Below are 21,960 nucleotides of genomic sequence, written 5' to 3' on the forward strand. Positions count from 1 at the left end.
GCGATTTAGAGGCCCCCCGCAAGCAGCGATAACCTGCGAGACGGACATGCCGCGCGCTCGGACACCGTGTGCGCCACCCTTGTGACAGACAGCGGACGTCACGTTGCCCTCGCGGCACGCCCACGCAGACAACGAACCGCGAGATCACTGATAGGGACGGAAGCGCGTGGACCTGTTCGAGTACCAGGCGAGGGACCTCTTCGCCAAGCACGATGTACCGGTGCTGGCCGGTGAAGTCATCGACACGCCTGAGGCGGCCCGCGCAGCCACCGAGCGTCTTGGTGGCAAGTCCGTCGTCAAGGCCCAGGTGAAGGTCGGCGGCCGTGGCAAGGCCGGCGGCGTGAAGCTCGCCGCCACCCCCGACGAGGCGGTCGAGCACGCGACCAACATCCTCGGCATGGACATCAAGGGCCACACGGTCCACAAGGTGATGATCGCCGAGACGGCCCCGGAGATCGTGGAGGAGTACTACGTCTCCTTCCTCCTGGACCGTGCCAACCGCACCTTCCTCTCCATCGCGTCCGTCGAGGGCGGCATGGAGATCGAGGAGGTGGCGGAGACCCGCCCCGAGGCCGTCGCCAAGACGCCGATCGACGCCAACGAGGGTGTCACCGAGGCCAAGGCCCGCGAGATCGTCGAGGCCGCCAAGTTCCCGGCCGAGGTCGCGGACAAGGTCGTCAACGTCCTTGTCAAGCTGTGGGACACCTTCATCAAGGAGGACGCCCTCCTGGTCGAGGTCAACCCGCTGGCGAAGGTCGCCTCCGGCGAGGTCATCGCCCTGGACGGCAAGGTCTCCCTCGACGAGAACGCCGAGTTCCGTCAGCCGGAGCACGAGGCCCTCCAGGACAAGGACGCGGCCAACCCGCTGGAGGCCGCCGCCAAGGAGAAGAACCTCAACTACGTCAAGCTCGACGGCGAGGTCGGCATCATCGGCAACGGCGCGGGTCTCGTCATGAGCACCCTGGACGTCGTCGCGTACGCCGGTGAGGCGCACGGCGGGGTCAAGCCCGCCAACTTCCTCGACATCGGTGGCGGCGCCTCCGCCGCCGTCATGGCGAACGGCCTGGAGATCATCCTCGGTGACCCGGACGTCAAGTCCGTCTTCGTCAACGTCTTCGGTGGCATCACCGCCTGCGACGAGGTCGCCAACGGCATCGTCCAGGCGCTGCAGCTGCTCGCGGACAAGGGCGAGGAAGTCACCAAGCCGCTGGTCGTCCGTCTGGACGGCAACAACGCCGAGCTGGGTCGCAAGATCCTCTCCGACGCCAACCACCCGCTGGTGCAGCGCGTGGACACCATGGACGGCGCGGCCGACAAGGCCGCCGAGCTCGCGGCTGCGAAGTAAGGGACGAGGGACAGAACAGCCATGGCTATCTTCCTCAACAAGGACTCCAAGGTCATCGTCCAGGGCATGACCGGTGCCACGGGCATGAAGCACACCAAGCTCATGCTGGCCGACGGCACGAACATCGTCGGTGGCGTGAACCCCCGCAAGGCGGGCACGTCCGTCGACATCGACGGCACCGAGATCCCGGTCTTCGGCACGGTCGCCGAGGCGATCGAGAAGACGGGCGCGAACGTATCCGTCCTCTTCGTACCCCCGGCCTTCGCGAAGGCCGCCGTCGTCGAGGCCATCGACGCCGAGATCCCGCTCGCGGTCGTCATCACCGAGGGCATCGCCGTCCACGACTCGGCCGCGTTCTACGCCTACGCCGTGTCCCAGGGCAACAAGACCCGGATCATCGGCCCCAACTGCCCGGGTCTCATCACCCCCGGCCAGTCCAACGCCGGCATCATCCCGGGCGACATCACCAAGCCGGGCCGCATCGGCCTGGTCTCGAAGTCCGGCACGCTGACGTACCAGATGATGTACGAGCTGCGGGACATCGGCTTCTCGTCGGCCGTGGGCATCGGTGGCGACCCCGTCATCGGCACGACCCACATCGACGCGCTGGCCGCCTTCGAGGCCGACCCCGACACCGACCTGATCGTCATGATCGGTGAGATCGGCGGCGACGCGGAGGAGCGTGCGGCGGACTACATCGCGAAGAACGTGACCAAGCCGGTCGTCGGCTACGTCGCGGGCTTCACCGCGCCCGAGGGCAAGACCATGGGCCACGCCGGTGCCATCGTCTCCGGCTCCTCCGGTACGGCCGCGGCGAAGAAGGAGGCCCTTGAGGCCGCCGGCGTCAAGGTCGGCAAGACGCCGACCGAGACGGCGAAGCTGGCGCGGGAGATTCTGGCCGGCTGAGGTTTCTGAGCTGATCGTCGGTGGGTCCGTTCCCTGGGTGGGGGCGGGCCCATCGGCGCGTTCTGGGGTGCCGGGTTCGGTTGTTCGGCGGGTGCGGGTGGGTCGTGGCTGGTCGCGCAGTTCCCCGCGCCCCTTAAAAGCAGGCTTGCCACGCGCGCCCCAAGCTTTTAGGGGCGCGGGGCTGTATCAATATGCGGCTCCGCCGCGGGGCGCGACCAGCCCCCACCGGCCCGCAGCTAACGAACCAGCGGCACCAACCTCTCCGGCCCCCTCACCGCCGCACCCCGCAGCTTGGCCCTGAGCGCCACCTCCGCCTCCGACAACGGCCCCGGAGCCACCCTGGGCGGCACCCCCTGCACCGTCTCCCCCGGAGGGACCGGTGGCTCGTACTGCGTCGGCGCGGTCCGTACCGTGAGGGCCGTCGTGCCGATCAGGGCGACGGTGAAGGCGATCGCGGCCCGGGTCCAGAAGCGGGCCCGGCGTTCGCCGCCGGTGCGGACAGTAGGGGGCTTGGCGGCACGGAGGCGTTCCGTGGAGGCCAGTTCGGCGAGGCGTCGGTGCAGCTCGGAGGGGTCGGACAGGGCCGGCAGGCGGGCGGCGATCGCGGCGCGGGCGTGGAGGAGTCGGTTCGCCGTCACCGGGGTGCTCGCCTCGGTCTCGGCCGCCGTCTCGGGCAGGTCGAGGCCGACACCGTCGTAGAGCAGGAGAGTGCGGCGTCGCGGTGGCGGGAGGCGCAGGAGCGCGGCCATCAGCGCGCGGTCCGCCGCGTCCGCGGGGGGTGGCTCGGGGTGTCGGAAGCGTGGGCGGAAGCGGTGCCAGGGGGAGAGCGCGTACTCGTACGCCGTCGCGCGGACCCAGCCCGCCGGGTCCCGGTCGCGGGCCACCTCGGGCCAGCGCTGCCAGGCGAGTTGGAAGGCCCGCTCGACGGACTCGCGCGCCAGCTCGCGCCGCCCGGTGAGCAGGTACGCCTGCCGGACCAGGGCGGGGGCGCAGAACGCGTACAGCGCGTCGAAGGCCTGAGCGGGCGTCAGGGGGGCCGCGGGCGCCTCGGGTCGGGGCTCCGACGGCGGCGGCGGGACGGGCACCGGGGCCGCCGTGCGTACGGGCAGGTCGGCCGCGCCGGTCGCGAGTTCGGCCAGCAGGCTCGCGTACGCCTCCCGTTTCCGGCCGCGCGGTGTCGTACGGCCGGTCTCCCACGCGCGTACCGTCTCGCGGGCGACGCCCACCCGGGCCGCGACCTGAGCCTGCGTCAACGACCCCGCCTCGCGCAGGCGTCGGCGTTCGGTGGGCGGGGGGAGCGGGGGTGCAGGGCTCTGCGTCACCGGGTGCCCCTTCGCACAAAAAAGTACATAAAACGTATATTGAGCGACACATCGGAGGTTCGCCTGTTACGACGGGAAAGCGCGTGTCGTTGGGAGCATGGCGGGCGTGATCCAGATGACCGCTCGTCGACCGCTGTTGTCGTCCCTGCTCACCCGGATGCGCGACCGATCGCCCGGAGTGGCCGCCGGCCTCCTGGGTGGCGCCGTCGCCGCCGGGCTGGGGCTCGGTTCGTTCGCCGTGCTCGTGATGGTGCTGTGGATCAGCTCGCCGTACCCCGACAGCGGGCCGAGCGGCGCGCTGCGTGTCGCCGCCGCCCTGTGGCTGCTGGCGCACGGTGCCGAACTGGTCCGCACCGACACGCTCTCCGGCGTCCCCGCGCCCGTCGGCGTCACCCCGCTGCTCCTCCTCGCCCTGCCGGTGTGGCTCGTGCACCGGGCGGCGCGGGACGCGGTGGACGCGGCGGGGGCCGATGGGGCGGAGGCCGACGCGGCGGAGGCCGAGGGGCCGCCTCCGGTACCCGCCCGTACGGCGTGGACCGGCGTCGTCCTCGGCTACCTCGCCGTCGGCTCGGCCGCCGCGGGGTACGCCTCGGGCGGTGATCTGCGGCCCGCCTGGGCGTGGACCTGCGTCTGCCTCCCGCTGGTCGTCATGGCGGCCGCGGGAGCGGGGGTCTGGACGGCGTACGGGCGTCCGCGCGCGGCCGTCGACAGCGTGCTGATCCTGCTGCCGGGCGGCCTGCGACGGCTCCTCCTCGGGCCGGACGCGCGGGACCGGCTCGGCACGGCCGCCCGTGCCGCCGGGGCCGGGGCGGCGGTCCTGGTCGGGGGCGGGGCGGCGCTGCTCGCGGTGTCGCTGGTGTGGCACGGAACCGGCACCCGGGAGTCCTTCCTGCACCTCACCGAGGGGTGGTCCGGCCGGTTTGCGGTCCTGCTCCTCTGCCTGGCCCTCGTCCCGAACGCGGCGGTATGGGCGGCCGCCTACGCCCTCGGCCCCGGCTTCACCCTCGGCGCCGGTCACGCCGTCACCCCGCTCGTCTCCGCCCCGGCCCCCTTGCTCCCCCCGTTCCCGCTCCTCTCGGCGGTACCGGACCCGGGTCTGGCCACACCGCTGAACTGGGCGGCCGGACTGGTGCCGGTGGTGGCCGGGGTGACGGTGGGCTGGTTCACGGGGCGGGGCGCGGTGGCCAGGGCGCGCGAAGCGGCGTCCGGCGGGACGGGGGCCGCTGCCTGGTCGCGCGGGCGGACCGCGGGGGTCGCCGCTCTGGCCGCCCTCCTGTGCGCGGGGCTGGTCTGCGCGCTGGCCGCCCTCGCCGGAGGGCCCCTCGGGGTCGGTGCGCTCTCCCGCTTCGGGCCGGTGTGGTGGCAGACGGGAGGCGCGGCCCTCGCCTGGATCGCGGCCACGGCCGTCCCGACGGCGCTGGGCCTGCGGGCGTGGCGCTGCCGCGAGCGGCGAGCCCGGCGCGAGGGCGACGAGAACGGGGCGACGATCGGCAGGCCGAGGGTGGAGAAGGCGGCGGCGGAAACGGCGGCGCGGGTGCCCGGGGACGGGACAGCGGGACTGCCGGGCGGGAGCGGGGGCGAGGACGCGGCGTCGGTGCCGATGCCGGACGGCGGGGCGGCCGGGTCGACCGCGGCCGCCGGCCCGAGCGCCACCGTGCCCTCCCCGCCCTACGGGACCGACACGGCGGACCCGGCCGACCGCACCTTCGAGCCCTACGTCTCCTACGCCGCCGACAGCGCCGACAACGTCTTCGAGCCCTACGTGTCCTACGTCACCGACAACGCCTTCGAGCCCTACGACTTCCTGCCCGCCGACGCCCCCCAGACCCCCTGGGACGAGGGCGACGCCGCCAGGAAGGCCCGCTGGGCGGCACTCCGAGAAGCCTCGGGGGACCCGGCGGAGCCACCGCCGACGCCCTGAGGAGCCGACCGGAGTCGGGACGGCCTCGCCCCGTCAGGCGCCCGGTCAGGCGCCCGGCGTCCCCGTCGGGGCCGTCAGCTGTCCGTGCCCAGGACCCCGCGGAGTTCCTTCGGGAGGTGGTCCGTGCAGGCCTGCTTCGCCTCGTTGGTGAGGGCGTCGTTGGTGCAGGTGTAGTAGTCGCTGTAGACCAGCTTCGCGGCGAAGCCGGCGGCGACGAGGGTGATGGCGAGGGAGGCGGTGACCAGGCCGCTGATGGCGGCCGTGGTCTGGGGGCGGCCGGTCTGGGCGGGCGCGGGCGTGTTGGGGTCGGAGGCGCGGACCGGCTGGGCGCGCAGGGCGCTGATGGACCAGTACAGGGCCAGCGCACCGAGCAGCAGCGCCACCGAGGGCCAGCTGAAGAGGGCGAAGAAGAAGGCCCACATACCGCTCAGCAGGGCGTACCGCGCGCGCCGCTGGGCGGGGTCGGTCGGGTCCCAGCGCATACCGGTGCCGGGGCCGCCGCCTGGTCCCTCGGGACCGCCGCCCGGGGCGCCACCGCCCGGACGCTCGCCGAAGCCGCCGGGGGAGCGGCCGGGCTGGCGGTCGCTCCACTGGTTGCCCCAGGGCGAGTCACCGGAACCCTGGCCCTGGCCCTGGTCCGGGCCTTGTCCCTGGTCGGAGTCGCCGCCCTGCGGGTGCCGCGGCTGCCAGGGGCGGTCCGGTGAGCCCTCGGGGGGCGGGGCGAACGGGTTGTCGTCCTGGGTGCCCTGCGGTGTGCCGCCCTGCCCGGCGCCGCCCTGGCCGCCCGAGGGGGTGTTGTCGGACGACGCGTCCGGAGGCGAGGCGGGGCGCTCCCGCAGCAGCACGCCGCTGCGCTCCCCTCCCTGTGAGGACTGCGGGGGGAGCGTGAGGAGTCGCAGACTGCGGTCCGGCATCAAGTGAGCGTCTTCCCCTAGGTGATTCGGCTGTGTGGCCTGTCTGGTGCGAGCTGTCACTCGGGAAACGCACCGCACGACGACCGCGTTCCCGAGTCCGCTCGTCCCAGACGCTACCTTCCGGCCACGCCCCCGTCCCGTGGGGGCCGTCCGGTGTGCCGGTATCGTTGCTGACGGTCGGCCGCTTCGTAGACTTCCCCGTATCCCGGGGCGCGAAGCATTCGTATGAATGCACAGGCGTACGAGTGCTGAATGCACAGACGTACGGCTGCGCGGCCGTCCGTACACACGCACCCCCGAGAAAGGGCCCCCGCCGTGGCCGCCAAGCCCGTGGCCAAGCCGGCCAAGCGCCTTGTCGTGCTGGTCTCCGGATCCGGTACGAACCTCCAGGCGCTGCTCGACGCCATCGAGACCGTCGGATCCGAGGCCTACGGAGCCGAGATCGTGGCCGTCGGAGCCGACCGCGAGGGCATCGAGGGGCTCGCGCGGGCCGAGCGGGCCGGGCTGCCGACCTTCGTGTGCAAGGTCAGGGACTACGGGACCCGTGAGGAGTGGGACGCGGCGCTCGCCGAGGCGACCGCCGCCCACGAGCCGGACCTCGTCGTCTCCGCCGGGTTCATGAAGATCGTGGGCAAGGAGTTCCTCGCGCGCTTCGGCGGGCGGTTCGTGAACACCCACCCGGCGCTCCTGCCCAGCTTTCCCGGCGCCCACGGCGTCCGTGACGCGCTCGCGTACGGAGCCAGGGTCACGGGCTGCACCGTCCACTTCGTCGACGACGGCGTCGACACCGGACCGATCATCGCCCAGGGCGTGGTGGAGATCCGGGACGAGGACGACGAGAGCGCTCTGCACGAGCGCATCAAGGAAGTCGAGCGAAGGCTGCTCGTCGAGGTCGTGGGGCGGCTCGCCCGCAACGGCTATCGCATCGAGGGACGAAAGGTAGTTATCCAGTGACCGCCGACAGCACTGTCACGGCCGAGAGTGGCAACGGGAGCACCAAGCGGGCCATCCGTCGCGCGCTCGTCAGCGTCTACGACAAGACCGGGCTCGAAGACCTGGCGCGCGGCCTGCACGAGGCGGGCGTGGAGCTCGTCTCCACCGGGTCCACCGCCGGCCGTATCGCCGCCGCGGGCGTGCCCGTCACCAAGGTCGAGGAGCTCACCGGCTTCCCCGAGTGCCTGGACGGCCGCGTCAAGACGCTGCACCCCAAGGTGCACGCCGGCATCCTCGCGGACCTGCGCCTGGAGGACCACCGCAACCAGCTCGCCGAGCTGGGCGTGGAGCCGTTCGACCTGGTCGTCGTCAACCTGTACCCCTTCCGCGAGACCGTCGCCTCGGGCGCCACCCCGGACGAGTGCGTCGAGCAGATCGACATCGGCGGCCCCTCGATGGTCCGCGCCGCCGCCAAGAACCACCCCTCGGTCGCGGTCGTCACCAGCCCCGCCCGGTACGCGGACGTCCTGGCCGCCGTACAGGACGGCGGTTTCGACCTCGCGACCCGCAAGCGGCTGGCCGCCGAGGCCTTCCGGCACACCGCCGAGTACGACATCGCGGTCTCCTCCTGGTTCGCCTCCGCCTACGCGCCGGCCGACGACTCCCCCTTCCCCTCCTTCCTCGCCACCAGCCTGGAGCGCTCGCACACCCTGCGCTACGGCGAGAACCCGCACCAGCCCGCCGCCCTGTACACCGCGGGCACGGGCGGTCTGGCGGAGGCCGAGCAGCTGCACGGCAAGGAGATGTCGTTCAACAACTTCACGGACACGGACGCCGCCCGCCGTGCCGCGTACGACCACGCCGAGCCGTGTGTCGCGATCATCAAGCACGCCAACCCGTGCGGCATCGCGATCGGCGCGGACGTCGCCGAGGCGCACCGCAAGGCGCACGCCTGTGACCCGCTGTCGGCGTTCGGCGGCGTGATCGCCGTCAACCGCCCGGTCAGCAAGGAGATGGCCGAGCAGGTCGCCGAGATCTTCACCGAGGTCATCGTCGCGCCCGACTACGAGGACGGCGCCCTCGAAGCCCTCGCCAGGAAGAAGAACATCCGCGTGCTGCGCGTCCCGGACGGCCTCGGCCACCCGATCGACGTCAAGCCGATCGACGGCGGCGCGCTCCTCCAGATCACCGACCGCCTCCAGGCCGAGGGCGACGACCCGGCGAACTGGACGCTGGCGACCGGTGAGGCGCTGAGCGAGGCCGAGCTGGCCGAGTTGTCCTTCGCCTGGAAGGCCTGCCGTGCCGTGAAGTCCAACGCGATCCTCCTCGCCAAGGACGGCGCCTCGGTGGGCGTGGGCATGGGGCAGGTCAACCGGGTGGACTCCGCGAAGCTGGCCGTGGAACGCGCGGGCGCCGAGCGCGCCGCCGGTTCCTACGCCGCCTCCGACGCCTTCTTCCCCTTCCCCGACGGCCTGGAGATCCTCGTCGAGGCCGGCGTGAAGGCGGTCGTCCAGCCCGGCGGTTCGGTCCGTGACGAACTCGTCGTCGAGGCCGCGAAGAAGGCCGGCGTCACGATGTACTTCACGGGGACGCGGCACTTCTTCCACTGAGCCGTGCCAGTGAGCGGGCCGGGCCCTCGGACGCGCGTCCGAGGGCCCGGCCCGCTCCTCATCGGCCTACGTCGAACTGCGCAGCGCCGCCCAGGTCTTGGCGCCCACGTCCCCGTCCACGGCCAGCCCCTTGTCGCTCTGGAACAGCTTCACCGCGGACACCGTGTCCGCGCCGAACTGTCCGTCCACGCCCGAGCCGCCGACGCTGTAGCCGCGCTGGGTGAGCATGCACTGGACCTGGACGACGCGTTGGCCCTTGTCGCCGCGGGTGGTGAGTTCGGTGCCGGAGTAGTAGGTGCACTGGGAGATCCAGGGCGGGGTGGCGGGCTCGGTCGCGGTCCTGGTGGGGGTGGGACTGGGGGCGCTGCCGCCGCCGTCGCCGGTCGTGGCGGTGGGGTCGGGATCCGGGGTGACCCGTTCCCCGCCCGCTCCGGACGAGCCGCCGTCCGCGCCGGGCGACTCGTCGTCCCCCGCCTTCTCCTCGCCCGTCTCCTTTCCTCCCGTCCCCTTCTTCTCCTTCTCGTTCTGCGCCACCTTGCTCGGGGAGGCGGTGGGCAGGACCGAGGCCGCCGCGCCGTCGGGCGTGTCGTGGGCGGAGGCCGTGGGGGCGCCGGAGGCCGTGTCGGCGGGGGAGGGGCGGGTGAACAGGAAGGCGCCCGCGATCACGGCGATCACGGCGATGCCCGCCGCGACGGCCAGGTACGCCTTCCTCCGGGAACGCCGGCGGCGGCCCTCGTCGGCCGGCAGAGGCGCCAGGGGCGTGACGGGCGTGACGGGCGCGTACGGGGCGGCGGGCGTGGGCATGCCGCCGTACTGTCCGGGAGGGGTGGGAGCGCCGCCGTACTGTCCGGGAGGCGTGGGCGTGCCGCCGCCGTACGGACCGGCCGGGGTGGAGCCGCCCGCGTACGCGCCGGGCGGGACCGCCGGACCGAACACCGGGCCCGCGCCCGGCCCCGCGGCGAAACCCGAGCCGGATCCCGGACCGGATCCCGAGCCGACCTCCGAGCCGGACCCGGCAGCCGTCCCCGTTTTCGTCCCCGCCCCCGCCCCCGTCCGCTCCTGCGAGGCACGGAAGTGGTCGGTCTGCTGTGCGGAGGCGTTCTCCAGGAGGGCGGCGCCCTGGTGCCGGTCGTGGAGGCGGGTGGCGAGGGGCTCGTGCCAGGCGGGGGCGGGGCCGTGCCCGGCGGCCGTGGCGGCGTCGGTCAGCTGTCGCGGGGTGGGGCGGTCGGCCGGGTCCTTGGCGAGGCAGTCGGAAAGCAGGGCGGCCAACGCGGGGTGCACGGCCGCGAGGTCCTCCATGACCTCCGGCCTGGGCTCCTCGAAGGCCACCCGGTGCATGACGTCGACGCCGGTGCCGTCGCCGAACGGGGCGTGCCCGGTGGCGGCGTAGACGATCGAGCTCGCGAGCGAGAAGACGTCGGAGGCGGTGTCGCAGCGGCCCTCGCGCAGATACTCGGGTGACATGAAGGCCGGCGTGCCGACCCGGCTGCCGGTGCCGGTGATCGCGCTGCTGTCGGCGGCCTGCGAGATCCCGAAGTCGATGACGTGCGCGCCCTGTCGGGACAGGACGACGTTCGACGGCTTGAGGTCCCGGTGGACGACCCCGGCGGCGGCCAGCGCCGACAGTGCCTGCCCGAGCTCGCCCACCAGCCGCCACACGCCCGCCGGTTCCAGCGGCCCGCACTCCTTGACCGCGTCGGCGAGGTTCAGGCCCGGCAGGTACTGCGTCGCCATCCACAGCAGCTCGCCCTCGAACCCGCTTCCGAGCAACTCCGGCGTGTGCGGTGTGCGGACCCGCCCGTGCACCGCCGCCTCCCGCTCGAACCGTCGCCGGAACTGCGGGTCCTCGGCGTACTCGGGCCGGATCACCTTCACCGCCGCGAGCCCCGGCCGGTCGTCGGCGGGCCGCGCGAGGAAGACCCGCCCCATCCCGCCGCTGCCGAGCCGCCCGAGCGGGAGGTACGGCCCGATCCGGGCGGGGTCGGCGGGCTGCAGGGGCGTGGCGCCCGTCTGCCTCAGAGCGGCGCCACCGGCGGCCGGTGTGTACGCCGGTGGCGTGGGCCGCCACTGGTCCGTCATGGGTCCCCCGTGGTGCTGTGCTTCCGCAACGTACTGATGTGCAGGGCAAGTTGGTGCGAGGCTACCGTGTCGGGGCGGGAGAGACCCCGGAGGTTCCTGAGACGTGCGGACACTGTGACTGTGACTGTGACTGTGACTGTGACTGTGACGGAGACGGAGACGTGGGCCTCGGAGCGGGGCCGCGCCCCCGTACGCGGCCCCGCTCCGTCGTCCGAGCCGGCTCCCCCCTGGGGCGGCCCGGGGTCACGCGGTGCTCAGTCGGCGAGATCACCCTTGAACGTGTTGCTGGCGTAGTCCATGGAGACGCGGTACTTGGTGCCGTCCTTGACGTCGGTGGCGATCACGCGCCAGTCGTTCAGGTCGGACTTGGTGAACTGCTTCCAGGAGTTGCAGCTCGACCCGCCGGAGGTCGGGTAGAAGCACACCCGCACCATCAGCGGATTGGCGTTGCCCCAGCTGGTGATCCGCAGGTTGATGTCGTTGCACCGGGACGTGGTCGTGTAGGGACCGAAGCGATGCTCGGCCTCGTCCGATCCCATGGCGAAGGTCTCGCTGGTCGCGCTTCCCTTGCAGGTCGCCGCCGCCGCGTTCGAGGCGGTGCCGACCGTGAGCGCGCCGGCCGCCAGGACGAGCCCTCCTGTGACTGCCGCCAGCCGCTTCGTCGTCGTCTTCATGTGCTGTCTTCTCCTGGTGTCGGTCGCGGGTGATCGGTGAACGAGGGTGTCTCGGAAGGCTGAGCGGTGTCGGAGGGCCTGCTCAGGCGGCGTAGTCGGCCTGCACCCATGCCGTGCTCTCGAAGTAGAACCGGAACTTGGTGCCGTCCCGCACGTCCGAGGCGACGACCTTCCAGTCGCTGGTGGCCGTCGTGTAGCTGCTCTGGCAGTACGCGGGCTGCGAGCTCGGGTAGAAGCACACCTTGACCTTGCGGGAGGGCGTGATGAGGAGGTTCAGGATCTTGATGTTGATGTCGTTGCAGCGCGAGGACGTGGTGAACGTGCCGGAGCTCGGGTGGTAGTTGCTCTCGCCGGAGAAGTAGACCGCGCCGCCGTAGCAGGTCGCGGAACTGGCGGCGCTCGCGGTGGGAGCGCCGGCCAGTACCCCTCCGCCCGCGAGTGTGGCCGCCGCCAGGAGCGTGGACGCCGCCTTGCGTACCGTTCGTCTGGGCATGATGCTTTCCCCTGTTTTCGACGGAGTTGTTCCGGTCTGTGCCGTTGACCGTGCTCAGACTAGGCAACTCGGTGCCGAAGGGGTCCCTGTAACTTTTCAGGGTGCGCTGCGCAACGCCCTCCACGTCGGGGTGTCGACGACCCCGTCAGCGGTCAGGCCTGTGCGCTTCTGCAGGGTGACGACCGCCTCGTGGGTCTTGGGACCGAAGATGCCGTCCGCCTCGCCGACCCCTGTGATGCCGTGCAGATGGCGGAGCAGGCACTGGAGTTCCCGGACCTGGCTGCCGCCCTCGCCCTGCTTGACCGTGAAGTCCCAGGTGCCGCTCCAGCCCGCCGTGTATCCGCGGCCGTACCGCGCGTCCTCGTAGGGCATCGGACGCTCGCAGGTCGGCGGGGCCGAGGCGGCCGTCGCCTCCTGGTCGCGCAGGGTGTACGCGGCCGTCGCCGTCCCCAGGAGTACGGCTGCCAGCGCGGCCGCGAGGACCGGGCGGCGCCACCGCCGGGGGCGCAGGCGGGGCAGCCGGGGGGAGGGGGAGGTGCCCGCGGTCTCCTCCACCCGGCGGAGCAGCGCCTGCGTGGTGACCCGCTCGGCGTGGGTGGGGGCCAGACAGTCCCGGATGATATCCCGCCAGGTGTCCGGGAGTTCGGCGGACAGGCGCAGCTCCTCGGTGCCGCGCGCGTAACGGGCCGTCGCGTCGGTGCGGGCCTCCGTCGTGCCGCCGGGCATCGGGAAGGTCCCGGTCAGCACGGTGTGGGCGAGGACGCCGAACGCCCAGATGTCGGCCGAGGGACGGATACGGGTGCCCCGCTCGTCGATCTCGGGCCAGAGCAGCTCGGGGGCCGTGTAGTCGGGGGTGGAGAAGGCGGGGGCGTAGGCGTGGGTGCCCTCCAGCTCCGCGGCCATGTTGAAGTCGGCCAGCCGTACCGAACCGTCCTTCATCAGCAGGACGTTGGCCGGTTTGAGGTCGCCGTGCACCCAGCCCGCGTGGTGCAGCTGGTGCAGTCCCTCGCAGATCTGCGCCAGCAGGGCCGGGCCGGACTCCGGGCGGGGCTCGGCGGCCAGCAGCCGGTCCAGGGAGGCTTCCGCCTTCTCCAGGACGAGGACGGTGGCGCCGTCCAGCTCCGGGTGGTCCGGGTCGTCGACGGTGAGGGTGTCGTACATGCGGATCAGGCGGGGCGCGCGGAGTCGGGCCAGCAACTCCACCTCCCGCTCGGCCAGATCACGCAGATGACTCAGCTGACGCGGGGTGCGGGTGCCGGTGGGCAGGAACTTGAGGGCGGCCACCGAGGGCTGCCCGTCCCGCTGCCGTCCCCCGTACACGCTGCCGAACGCCCCCGCGGCGATCGGCTCGCGCACCTCCCATGCGCCGACCCGGTAGCCCTTCGGGACGGGGACGGCGTACGACTGCCGCTCGGTCATCGGGACACCCCGCTGGGCGAGGGCGAGTCCGCGGGGACGGGCGCGAGCATGACGAGGTCGTCCTCGCGGACGAGGTCGAAGCGGAGCGCCAGGGACACCAGGGACTCCTTCTTGCCGTTGACCCGCCGGCCGGGCTCGGCCGTCTCCGGGCCCGGCCGCAGGCGCAGTTTCACGGTCAGGTAGTCGATGTTCCAGTTGACGGCGGAGCTGCTCACCTCGGGCCAGCCGGACCGGAGCCGGTCCACCAGCTGTTCGGTGGTGGGCAGCGGGGCGTGCGGCTCACCGCGCAGTCGGGGCTCGCACAGAGCGGCCAGGACCGCGAAGTACCGGGTGGTGCGGTCCAGCACGAACGCCGGCGTCGTCATGGTCCCGGACAGGACCTGGCGGTCGGCGCTGCGGAAGGCGTGCCGCGGGGCCCAGACGTCGAAGGTGAGCAGGTCTCCCGCCGCGGGCAGCACCACCCGCGAGAACTCGAACGGCACCGGCGCCTCCACCCGGCCCGGCGCGACCTTGATGAGCTCGCCCGCGCCCTCCGGGTTCTCCACCACGTAGGTCTGGTCCGCGCTGAGGTTGCTCAGCAGCCAGAAGCTCCGGTGTGCCGTGATCTCCCCGGCGACGCGGGCCACCCCGGCGTGCGCGATGGTGAGGCCGTTGTCCCGCGCCGCCCGGCCGAAGACGAGCCGCTCTCCGGAAGCGATCCTGATCTGGTCCTCAGGACCCTCGCACGACGGTGGCACGACGATGACGCTGTACATGGAGTTTCCCCCTCCTCGCACGCCATGGGGGAGCTCCCCCGGTCGACCCAACGGCAGAGTAAGGGGAGCCTTATTGCAATGGCGAATCTTTCCGATGTGTCGGCGGGGCGCCGAGGGACCTCGGTCCCCGGAGCGGAACCTCAGACCTGTGAGGGTCACTTCCTGTCGGGTGGCGTGTACTCCTTGAGGTAGTGGGCGACGCGGGTGGCGTAGTCGTGGACGTTCGGGGGAACGCCACCCGCGGCGTTCACCTTCTTGGTCGAGGTGCGGTAGGCGGCGGCCAGCAGCACCCGCCGGTCGCCGGACAGGCCGGTGGCGTCCAGGCGCGGTTCCATGAAGCAGAGATAGCGGCCGACGGCGGGGATGGACTCGGCGGGGGTGATCGGGGGCCTCGGTGTCTCCTCGGCCGGGAGACCGTCCCCGCGGATGTACCAGCGCAGGATGCCGGGCGTCCAGCGGGCGATGCCGTACTCGCCCGTGCCGGGGTCGGACAGGTCGGGGTCGAAGTTGCTCTCCGCCTTCAGGATCGCGGCGATCAGCGCGGGGGTGACCTCCGGCTGGACGCAGTCGTGGGCGGAGTCGACGATCAGCCGCCGGTAGGCCGCCGGGACGCCCTTGTCCGTACGGAGTTCGGCGGCGCCGTAGGTGGCCGCGGTGACCTTCTGGCTTCCGGACCCGCCCGGCTCCTCGCCGTCCGCGCCGGAGCCGGTCCAGGCGCTGATGCCGTAACCGAGGACCGCCACGGCGACCGTCGCGGCCACCGCGGCCCCCACCGTCGTACGGCGGGAGCGGCGGTGCGGGAGCAGGGTGCGGGGCAGCCGGGGGGAGCGGCCGCTGCCGGCGGCGGCCTCCACCTGTCTCAGCAGGTCGTCGGTGGTGACGCGGTCGGCGTGCGTACGGGCCAGACAGCGGCGCACGATCTCCCGCCAGGCGGCGGGCAGTTCGGGGGAGAGCCGCAGCTCGTCGGTGCCGCGGGCGTACGCGGCGGCCGCGTCCCGGCGGGCGGTCGGCGTGCCGCCGGGCAGCGGGAAGGAGTCGGTGAGGACGAGGTGGGCGAGGACGCCGAAGGCCCAGACGTCGGCGGAGGGGCGGATCCGGCGGCCGCGTTCGCCGATCTCCGACCACAGCAGTTCCGGCGGGGTGTAGTCCGGGGTGGAGAACGCCGGCGTGTAGGCGTGGGTGCCCTCCATCTCGGCGGCCATGTTGAAGTCGGCGAGCCGGGCCGAACCGTCCTTCATCAGCAGCACGTTGGCCGGTTTCAGATCCCCGTGCACCCAGCCCGCCCGGTGCAGCTGGGCCAGCCCCTCGCAGATCTGCGCGAGCAGCGCGGCGCCGCCGGCGGGGCGGGGCGCGTCGGCGAGCAGCGCGGACAGCGACCGCTCCGCCTTCTCCAGGACGAGGACCGTGGCGCCGTCCAGCTCCGGGCGCCCGGGATCGTCGACGGTGATGCTGTCGTACATCCGGATCAGGCGGGGCCGCTTGAGCCGGCGGTACAGCTCCACCTCCCGGTCGATCAGCTCGCGCAGGTGGGCCAGTTGCCGGGGGGTGCCGGTGCCGGTCGGCAGGAACTTCAGGGCCGCGGTGCGCGGCAGCTCCACGCCGTCGGCGGCGACGGCGTCCGCGGTGCGTCCGGCCTCGTAGACGCTGCCGAACGCGCCCGTCGCGAGCGGCTCGCGGACCTCCCAGACGCCGACCCGGTAGCCGCGCGGCACCGGTACGGCGTACGGCTCGGTCATCGTGTCCCCCGGGGGGCCGGGGCGGTGAGGACGACGAGGTCGTCCTCGCGGACCAGGTCGAAGCGGAGCGCCAGAGACACCAGCGACTCCTTCTTGCCGTTGAGCCGCGGGCCGGTGTCCGCGGTCTCCGGGCCGGGCTTGAGGCGCAGCTTCACGGCCAGGTAGTCGATGTTCCACTGCACGGACGTGCGGGACGCGGCCGGCCAGTTCGGGCGCAGCCGCTCGACGACCTGCTCGACGGTGGGCAGGGGCGCGTGCGGCTCCCCGCGCAGCCGCGGTTCGCAGAGCGCGGCGAGGACCGCGAAGTAGCGTTTCGTACGGTCCACCGAGAAGGCCGGTGTGGTGGTGTCCCCGTCCCCGTACTCCTCGCCGCGCAGATAGTCGTGGCGTGGCGCCCACACCTCGATCGGCAGCAGATCGCCCGCGGCGGGCAGCACGATCCGCGAGAACTCGAAGGGCACCGGCGCGTCCAGCCGCCCCGGTCCCACCTTGATGTGCTCGCCCGCGCCCTCCGGGTTCTCCACGACGTACGTCTGTCCGCCGGAGAGGTTGCTGAGGGTCCAGAAGGCGCCCTGCGCGCTGATCACGCCGGCTCTGCGGGACACCCCGTCGTGCGGGACGATCAGGTCGTTGGCATGGCGGGTGGAGCGGCCGAAGACCAGCCGCTCGCCGGGCGCCAGTCGTCGTTGGGTCCGGTTCGGGTCGTCCTCCGTGGTCGGCGGAGGTACCACGATGATGCTGTACAAGGTGCTTCTCCCCGTGCCTGGCGGCTACAGGGGTCAGAGTAGGGCCGACGCACCAGGGCCGTGTCCCCCTCGTGCGGGTGAGACACGGCCCTTGGGCAGGAATGGCGCGAACTGTTCAGTCGCGACGGGGGGCGCTCAGTAACGGGCGCGGTTGAACCAGGCCTTGCCGTTGGCGTTGCCGGCGAAGACGGCGATCAGGATGCCGAGCACCAGGTGGACGATGCCCACGAGGGTGAACGGGTAGATGCCGAGGACCGCGGTGATGATGCCGAAGACCAGGATGGTGACGCGGGTGCCGTTGGTGCCGCTGTTGAACTTCGTCGCGAGGATCGCCGCCCACACCAGCCAGGCCAGCGCGAAGACCGCGAAGCCCCACAGCACGCCGGTCGGGTAGTCGGCGAAGGCCTCGAACTGGGCGTCGTCCTTGGCCTGGTCGATGGCCACGGCGCTGAAGGCGAACACCAGCGCGCCGATGACCTGGAGGCCCACGATCACCCACAGCAGGATGCGGGCCGTGTTCACGGTGCCCGGCATCTGCGTCATCGGGGCGCCGCCACCGTAGGACTGCTGGACCGGCGGGGCCTGCGGGTAGCCGTAGCCGGGCGCCTGGGGCTGCTGCTGCGGGTAGCCGTAGCCCTGCTGCTGCGGCGGCTGCTGGGGCTGGCCCTGCGGGCTGCCGTAGGGGTTGTTCGGGTCGCCGTAACTCATGGCGGGGTTTCCTCCGTTGTTTCCAAGTGCGGGGACGTCACGCGCGGCACCGTACGGAGGAAAGTCTTCAGATGCGGTTGTCCCCCCGATGAGCTGCCCGCGGCACTGTGCGTGCCATCGTTCTTCACGCTCGTCTTACTTGTCCAGCGGCATTCCTCATGTGTTGTGCAAGTGCAACATCACGGATCATGAGGGACAGAGGGGCACGGAGAGGGACGGGACGGGGGCAGGGGCGGGGCACCCCGGATTGGAACCGGGACCCGGTCATCCGCGAGGATGGGTCCATGACCGCCCAGATTCTCGATGGCAAGGCCACCGCAGCCGCGATCAAGTCCGATCTGACCGCCCGCGTGGCGGCGCTGAAGGAGAAGGGCGTCACGCCCGGCCTCGGCACGATCCTCGTCGGGACCGACCCCGGCAGCCAGAAGTACGTCGCGGGCAAGCACCGCGACTGCGCCGAGGTGGGCATCGCCTCCATCCAGCGCGAGCTGCCGGCCACGGCGACGCAGGAGGAGATCGAGGCGGCCGTCCGCGAACTGAACGAGGACCCCGCCTGCACCGGTTACATCGTCCAGCTGCCGCTGCCCAAGGGCATCGACGAGAACCGCATCCTGGAGCTGATGGACCCGGACAAGGACGCCGACGGCCTGCACCCGATGAACCTCGGCCGTCTCGTCCTGAACGAGCCGGCCCCGCTGCCCTGCACCCCGAACGGCGTCCTCACCCTGCTGCGTCGCTACGGCGTGGAGATCAAGGGCGCCGAGGTCGTCGTCGTCGGCCGTGGCGTGACCATCGGCCGGCCGATGCCGCTGCTGCTGACCCGGCGCAGCGAGAACGCCACGGTGACCCAGTGCCACACCGGCACCCGTGACCTGTCCGCGCACCTCAAGCGCGCCGACATCATCGTCGCCGCCGCGGGTTCGGCCCATCTGATCCGCGCCGAGGACGTCAAGCCGGGCGCGGCCGTCCTCGACGTCGGCGTCTCGCGCAACGCCGAGGGGAAGATCGTCGGCGATGTCCACCCGGACGTCGCCGAGGTGGCCGCCTGGATCTCCCCGAACCCGGGCGGCGTCGGACCGATGACCCGGGCCCAGCTGCTCGTCAACGTGGTCGAGGCGGCGGAGCGCAGTGTCGGCTGAGACGAGGCCCGAGAAGGGCGAGCGGGCGGTGGAGCCGGTGGAGCCGGTGGAGAGCGCCGAGTCCGCGGGATCCGGTGCCTCCGCCGGGCGCACCGGGTCCGTCGAGGACATCGAGGTCCGTGACCCCGTCAGCGCTCCCGACGCCGAGGGCAGGCCGCGCCGGACGACGCGCCGCTTCCCGCTGTTCACCCGGGACACCGCGCGCCCCGAGGGCGGCGGCCGGGCCGCGCCGAGAGACGCCCCGGCGCCCGCGCGGCAGTGGCCGGTTCTCGCCGTCCTGGGCATGGTCGCCGTCGGACTGCTGCTGAGCGCCCTGGACCTGTTCCGCATCGGCACCCTGCTGATCGGCGTCGCCCTGCTGGTCGGCGGTGTGCTGCGCTGGATCCTGCCGGACGTCGGCATGCTCGCCGTCCGCTCCCGCTTCACCGACATCGTCACGTACGGGGTGCTCGGCCTCGCGATCGCCCTGCTGGCGATGATGGTGCAGCCGAACCCCTGGCTGGTCATCCCGTTCCTCAAGGACACCCTGCACTTCACGGTCAGCACCTGAGCCCGCACCGCGGTCGTGCGGACGGCGGCCCGTCCTCTCCCCCGAGCAAGGACGGGCCGCCGCCGTGCGTCCACCTTCCTGCACGGTGAAGCGGCTGTTCAACCGCTGTCAGTCCGCTGTGGCACGGAGGTGACCGTTCCGCCACGGTGTCCGCGCTCCGCGACAGGCGTGATCAGGAAGGGAACCGATCGCCGCTCTCGTGTCGTCCCTCGTTCGGACCGGTGGAACCAGGACATGAACCCGGACATGAACCCGGACATGAACCCGGACATGAGGGACGCCGTGGAGGTGGGCGATGGGCGGCTGGCAGCCGTTGCCGGACGATCTGCCGCCGGAGGTGCGGCACTTCGTGGAACAGCTGCGGCTCCTGAAGGACCGCACGGGGCTCAGCCTGGTCGCGCTCGGCGCCCGCACCGCCTACAGCAAGTCCTCCTGGCACCGCTATCTCAACGCCGGCCAGCCGCCGCCCCGGCAGGCGGTCGCCGCGCTGTGCCGGATCGCCGGGCTCGCCGACACCGAGGCCGAACGCTTCACCGTCCGCTGGGAGATGGCCGTCCAGGCCTGGCCCCGCCCGGCGACGGTCCCCGCGACCCCGGGCGGCGCTGCGGAGGAGAGGGGCGACGGCGGCCCGGCCGGTGAGGAGTACGAGGACGACCCCACCCTGCCGTGGTGGGACACCCCGCCCGAGGAGAGCGCGCGCGGCAGGGGCGGGTGGCTGCTGTGGACCGCCGTGCTGCTGCTCCTGCTCACCGTCCTGGTCGGGGTCGTCGGAACCGTTGCCTTTGGGTGAGCCTGACACTGCCGTGACGGGCGTTATTTCCGGTGTGTGGTACCTGTGACGATGTATTGACAAGTTCGCGGATTTGATACGAAGCCGTTCGATATCGCCACTAGCGTGGGCTCTCTGCCGGCGGACCACTGGACCTCGACCGGGCGGGCGTGCAACGGTGCATCCCCGTGGCCACGTTGCTCCCGTGCGCCCCCACCCCGGGAACTGAGATCCTGAATGAGCGCATCCCTGTGGGTAGCCACAACGGGACTCGGCAGAGGCACCACGCACGGCTGGAGCATCGGGGACACGCGCGAAATACCAGCACTACCGGGGGGAAGAGGGGGGAAGCAATGCCTCGTTGGAGGGCCTTGCCGGACGAGCTCGATCCGCAGGTCAGGGAGTTCGCGAGCCAGCTGCGCCGGCTCGTGGACCGCAGCGGCCTCAGTATCGCGGCGGTGGCGGACCGTACCGGCTACAGCAAGACGTCCTGGGAGAGATACCTCAACGGCCGGCTCCTCGCGCCCAAGGGCGCGATCGTGGCGCTGGCCGAGGTCACCGGCACCAATCCGATTCACCTGACCACGATGTGGGAGCTCGCCGAGCGCGCCTGGAGCCGCTCGGAGATGCGCCACGACATGACCATGGAGGCCATCAGGATCTCCCAGGCGCGCGCCGCGCTCGGCGAGCTCGGCCCGCCGCCCGCCAACGCCAAGGGCAGCAGGGCGGCCCGCAAGGGCGGCAGTGTCACGGCCACGCCGGGCATCGCCGGACCGGCCGGGGTCGCTCCGACGGTGCCGCCGCAGCCGGCGGCGCCCGACGTGCGGGACTCGGCGGGTTCGGCGGGTCGCGGCGGCTCGGTGGGCACCGGCGCTGGTTCCGCGGGCGAGGCCGGGCGGGGGGCCGGGGCCGGCACACCGGGTTCCGCGGGTTCCTCGGGCGGCAACTCGTGGGGCATGGCGGGCTATCGAGGGCCGGCGTCCTCGCCCACGCCCTCGGCCTCCGCGTTTCCGTCCACCTCCGCGTCGGCGCCCTCGGCCGAGGGCGCGGGCCGGGTTCCGTCCACGGCGGCTCCGTACGGCGAACCTCCGCAGGGGCCCCGCCCCGGCGGTGACCGGTCCGGCGGGTCCGGCGGTTCCGGGGGCAAGCGGCGGCTGACGATGTTCCTCGCGGGCCTCGTCGGCGTGGCCGCCCTGGTCGCGGCCGCGTTCTTCCTCATGGACCTGGGCGGGAAGGACAAGAAGGACGCCGCCGTCCCGTCGCCCTCGCCGAGCGTCAGCACCGACCAGAACCTGCCCGACGGTGTGAAGTGCCGCGGTGCCTCCTGCACCGGCAAGGACGCCGAGAGCATGGGATGCAGCGGCGACCTCGTCACCACCGCCAAGACCGCGACCGTCGGCACGACCGTCGTCGAGGTGCGCTACAGCGAGACCTGCGACGCGGCCTGGGGCCGGATCACGCAGGCCGCGCAGGGCGACGCGGTGACGGTGACGGCCGGCACCGCCGCGGAGCAGAACGGGCAGATCGGGGCGGCCGCCGACACCATCGCGTACACGCCGATGATCGCCGTGAAGGACGCGGGAGAGGCGAAGGCCTGCGCGACGCTGGCCTCTGGGCAGAAGGGGTGCACGAAGTAGCGGGAAAAGAATCTGGGGAGACGCGCATGCCCGCCTGAATCGGGGGCACGCGAACCGTACCCCCACGGGAGTCCGGAAACGGTACCCCCAAACGGCGGCCGCCTTCGTCCCCCCTCTCCCGGACGGGCGGCCGCCTCTTCTTGTTCCCCGGTCGTCCGGGTGCCCCTCGGAGGTTTTCGCGGGTTCGTCCCGGTGGTTTCTCCCGGGTTCGCCGCGGAGGCCGGGCTCTGTGGGCTGGGCCACATGAACCCGGACGTCCGGGATCCCGGATGCGCGATAGCCTGACCGGTGGATCTCTTGATAC

19 protein-coding genes are annotated in these 21,960 nt (G+C 72.5%); 9 read left to right on the forward strand and 10 right to left on the reverse strand.

What is annotated here, in order from left to right; all coding sequences use genetic code 11:
* The first annotated feature begins 166 nt into the window (after positions 1 to 166).
* Together sucC and sucD are read left to right on the forward strand one after the other, a co-directional pair.
* On the forward strand, positions 167 to 1,345 hold the full coding sequence (gene sucC / locus K4B79_RS37750) for an ADP-forming succinate--CoA ligase subunit beta (RefSeq protein ID WP_232031923.1): 1,179 nt from the start codon (positions 167 to 169) through the stop codon (positions 1,343 to 1,345).
* A gap of 21 nt (positions 1,346 to 1,366) precedes the next feature.
* A complete protein-coding gene (gene sucD / locus K4B79_RS37755; RefSeq protein ID WP_232031924.1) occupies positions 1,367 to 2,251 on the forward strand; it encodes a succinate--CoA ligase subunit alpha in 885 nt (294 codons plus the stop codon).
* Positions 2,252 to 2,487: 236 nt separating this feature from the next.
* Here the strand turns inward: sucD and K4B79_RS37760 are convergent, their stop codons facing one another.
* Complete coding sequence (locus K4B79_RS37760) at positions 2,488 to 3,573, reverse strand: helix-turn-helix domain-containing protein (protein WP_232031925.1); 1,086 nt, start codon at positions 3,571 to 3,573, stop codon at positions 2,488 to 2,490.
* A 97-nt stretch (positions 3,574 to 3,670) separates the two neighbouring features.
* On the opposite strand from K4B79_RS37760, the gene K4B79_RS37765 reads away from it, so the two are divergent.
* The gene (locus K4B79_RS37765; RefSeq protein ID WP_232031926.1) at positions 3,671 to 5,494 is read left to right on the forward strand and encodes a cell division protein PerM; all 1,824 of its coding nucleotides are present in this window, start codon (positions 3,671 to 3,673) and stop codon (positions 5,492 to 5,494) included.
* A 74-nt stretch (positions 5,495 to 5,568) separates the two neighbouring features.
* On the opposite strand, the gene K4B79_RS37770 is transcribed toward K4B79_RS37765, so the two are convergent.
* Complete coding sequence (locus K4B79_RS37770; protein WP_232031927.1) at positions 5,569 to 6,408, reverse strand: hypothetical protein; 840 nt, start codon at positions 6,406 to 6,408, stop codon at positions 5,569 to 5,571.
* A 315-nt stretch (positions 6,409 to 6,723) separates the two neighbouring features.
* Between K4B79_RS37770 and purN the strand changes: the two genes are divergently transcribed.
* Positions 6,724 to 7,362, forward strand: coding sequence for a phosphoribosylglycinamide formyltransferase (purN, locus tag K4B79_RS37775; RefSeq protein WP_232031928.1), 639 nt, complete (start codon positions 6,724 to 6,726; stop codon positions 7,360 to 7,362).
* Positions 7,359 to 8,951: a bifunctional phosphoribosylaminoimidazolecarboxamide formyltransferase/IMP cyclohydrolase gene (purH, locus tag K4B79_RS37780; protein ID WP_232031929.1), complete on the forward strand. Its 1,593-nt coding sequence runs from the start codon at positions 7,359 to 7,361 to the stop codon at positions 8,949 to 8,951. Before purN ends, purH begins: the two co-directional genes overlap by 4 nt.
* Before the next feature lie 66 nt (positions 8,952 to 9,017).
* Here purH and K4B79_RS37785 read toward each other — a convergent pair whose 3' ends face one another.
* The 8 genes from K4B79_RS37785 to K4B79_RS37820 all read right to left on the reverse strand — a co-directional run bounded on the left by K4B79_RS37785 (position 9,018) and on the right by K4B79_RS37820 (position 17,561).
* Complete coding sequence (locus tag K4B79_RS37785) at positions 9,018 to 11,030, reverse strand: protein kinase domain-containing protein (RefSeq protein ID WP_232031930.1); 2,013 nt, start codon at positions 11,028 to 11,030, stop codon at positions 9,018 to 9,020.
* A 254-nt stretch (positions 11,031 to 11,284) separates the two neighbouring features.
* Positions 11,285 to 11,704, reverse strand: a complete 420-nt coding sequence (locus K4B79_RS37790) for a hypothetical protein (RefSeq protein ID WP_232031931.1) — start codon at positions 11,702 to 11,704, stop codon at positions 11,285 to 11,287.
* Between the two features lie 82 nt (positions 11,705 to 11,786).
* Positions 11,787 to 12,197 carry a hypothetical protein gene (locus tag K4B79_RS37795; protein WP_232031932.1) on the reverse strand — a complete coding sequence of 137 codons (411 nt, stop codon included), beginning with the start codon at positions 12,195 to 12,197 and terminating at the stop codon, positions 11,787 to 11,789.
* 96 nt (positions 12,198 to 12,293) lie between these two features.
* On the reverse strand, positions 12,294 to 13,616 hold the full coding sequence (locus tag K4B79_RS37800) for a protein kinase domain-containing protein (protein ID WP_232031933.1): 1,323 nt from the start codon (positions 13,614 to 13,616) through the stop codon (positions 12,294 to 12,296).
* Positions 13,613 to 14,371 carry an FHA domain-containing protein gene (locus K4B79_RS37805; RefSeq protein WP_232031934.1) on the reverse strand — a complete coding sequence of 253 codons (759 nt, stop codon included), beginning with the start codon at positions 14,369 to 14,371 and terminating at the stop codon, positions 13,613 to 13,615. Before K4B79_RS37805 ends, K4B79_RS37800 begins: the two co-directional genes overlap by 4 nt.
* A 155-nt stretch (positions 14,372 to 14,526) precedes the next feature.
* Positions 14,527 to 16,107: a serine/threonine-protein kinase gene (locus tag K4B79_RS37810; RefSeq protein WP_232031935.1), complete on the reverse strand. Its 1,581-nt coding sequence runs from the start codon at positions 16,105 to 16,107 to the stop codon at positions 14,527 to 14,529.
* Positions 16,104 to 16,853, reverse strand: a complete 750-nt coding sequence (locus tag K4B79_RS37815) for an FHA domain-containing protein (RefSeq protein ID WP_232031936.1) — start codon at positions 16,851 to 16,853, stop codon at positions 16,104 to 16,106. The genes K4B79_RS37810 and K4B79_RS37815 overlap by 4 nt, the downstream gene beginning before the upstream one ends.
* A gap of 135 nt (positions 16,854 to 16,988) precedes the next feature.
* Positions 16,989 to 17,561, reverse strand: coding sequence for a hypothetical protein (locus K4B79_RS37820; protein WP_232031937.1), 573 nt, complete (start codon positions 17,559 to 17,561; stop codon positions 16,989 to 16,991).
* A 284-nt stretch (positions 17,562 to 17,845) separates the two neighbouring features.
* Here K4B79_RS37820 and K4B79_RS37825 point away from each other — a divergent pair, with 284 nt between their 5' ends.
* From K4B79_RS37825 to K4B79_RS37840, 4 genes are all read left to right on the forward strand, one after another.
* The gene (locus K4B79_RS37825; RefSeq protein WP_232031938.1) at positions 17,846 to 18,700 is read left to right on the forward strand and encodes a bifunctional methylenetetrahydrofolate dehydrogenase/methenyltetrahydrofolate cyclohydrolase; all 855 of its coding nucleotides are present in this window, start codon (positions 17,846 to 17,848) and stop codon (positions 18,698 to 18,700) included.
* Between the two features lie 46 nt (positions 18,701 to 18,746).
* Positions 18,747 to 19,250, forward strand: a complete 504-nt coding sequence (locus K4B79_RS37830; protein WP_374208565.1) for a DUF3017 domain-containing protein — start codon at positions 18,747 to 18,749, stop codon at positions 19,248 to 19,250.
* A gap of 295 nt (positions 19,251 to 19,545) precedes the next feature.
* Positions 19,546 to 20,040 (forward strand): helix-turn-helix domain-containing protein, encoded by a 495-nt coding sequence (locus K4B79_RS37835; RefSeq protein ID WP_232031939.1) that lies wholly within the window; start codon positions 19,546 to 19,548, stop codon positions 20,038 to 20,040.
* A gap of 332 nt (positions 20,041 to 20,372) precedes the next feature.
* The gene (locus tag K4B79_RS37840; protein ID WP_232031940.1) at positions 20,373 to 21,656 is read left to right on the forward strand and encodes a helix-turn-helix domain-containing protein; all 1,284 of its coding nucleotides are present in this window, start codon (positions 20,373 to 20,375) and stop codon (positions 21,654 to 21,656) included.
* Positions 21,657 to 21,960 lie beyond the last annotated feature (304 nt).

The sequence above is a fragment of the Streptomyces lincolnensis genome (assembly GCF_021173675.1).
In the GTDB taxonomy this organism is placed as follows: domain Bacteria; phylum Actinomycetota; class Actinomycetes; order Streptomycetales; family Streptomycetaceae; genus Streptomyces; species Streptomyces lincolnensis_B.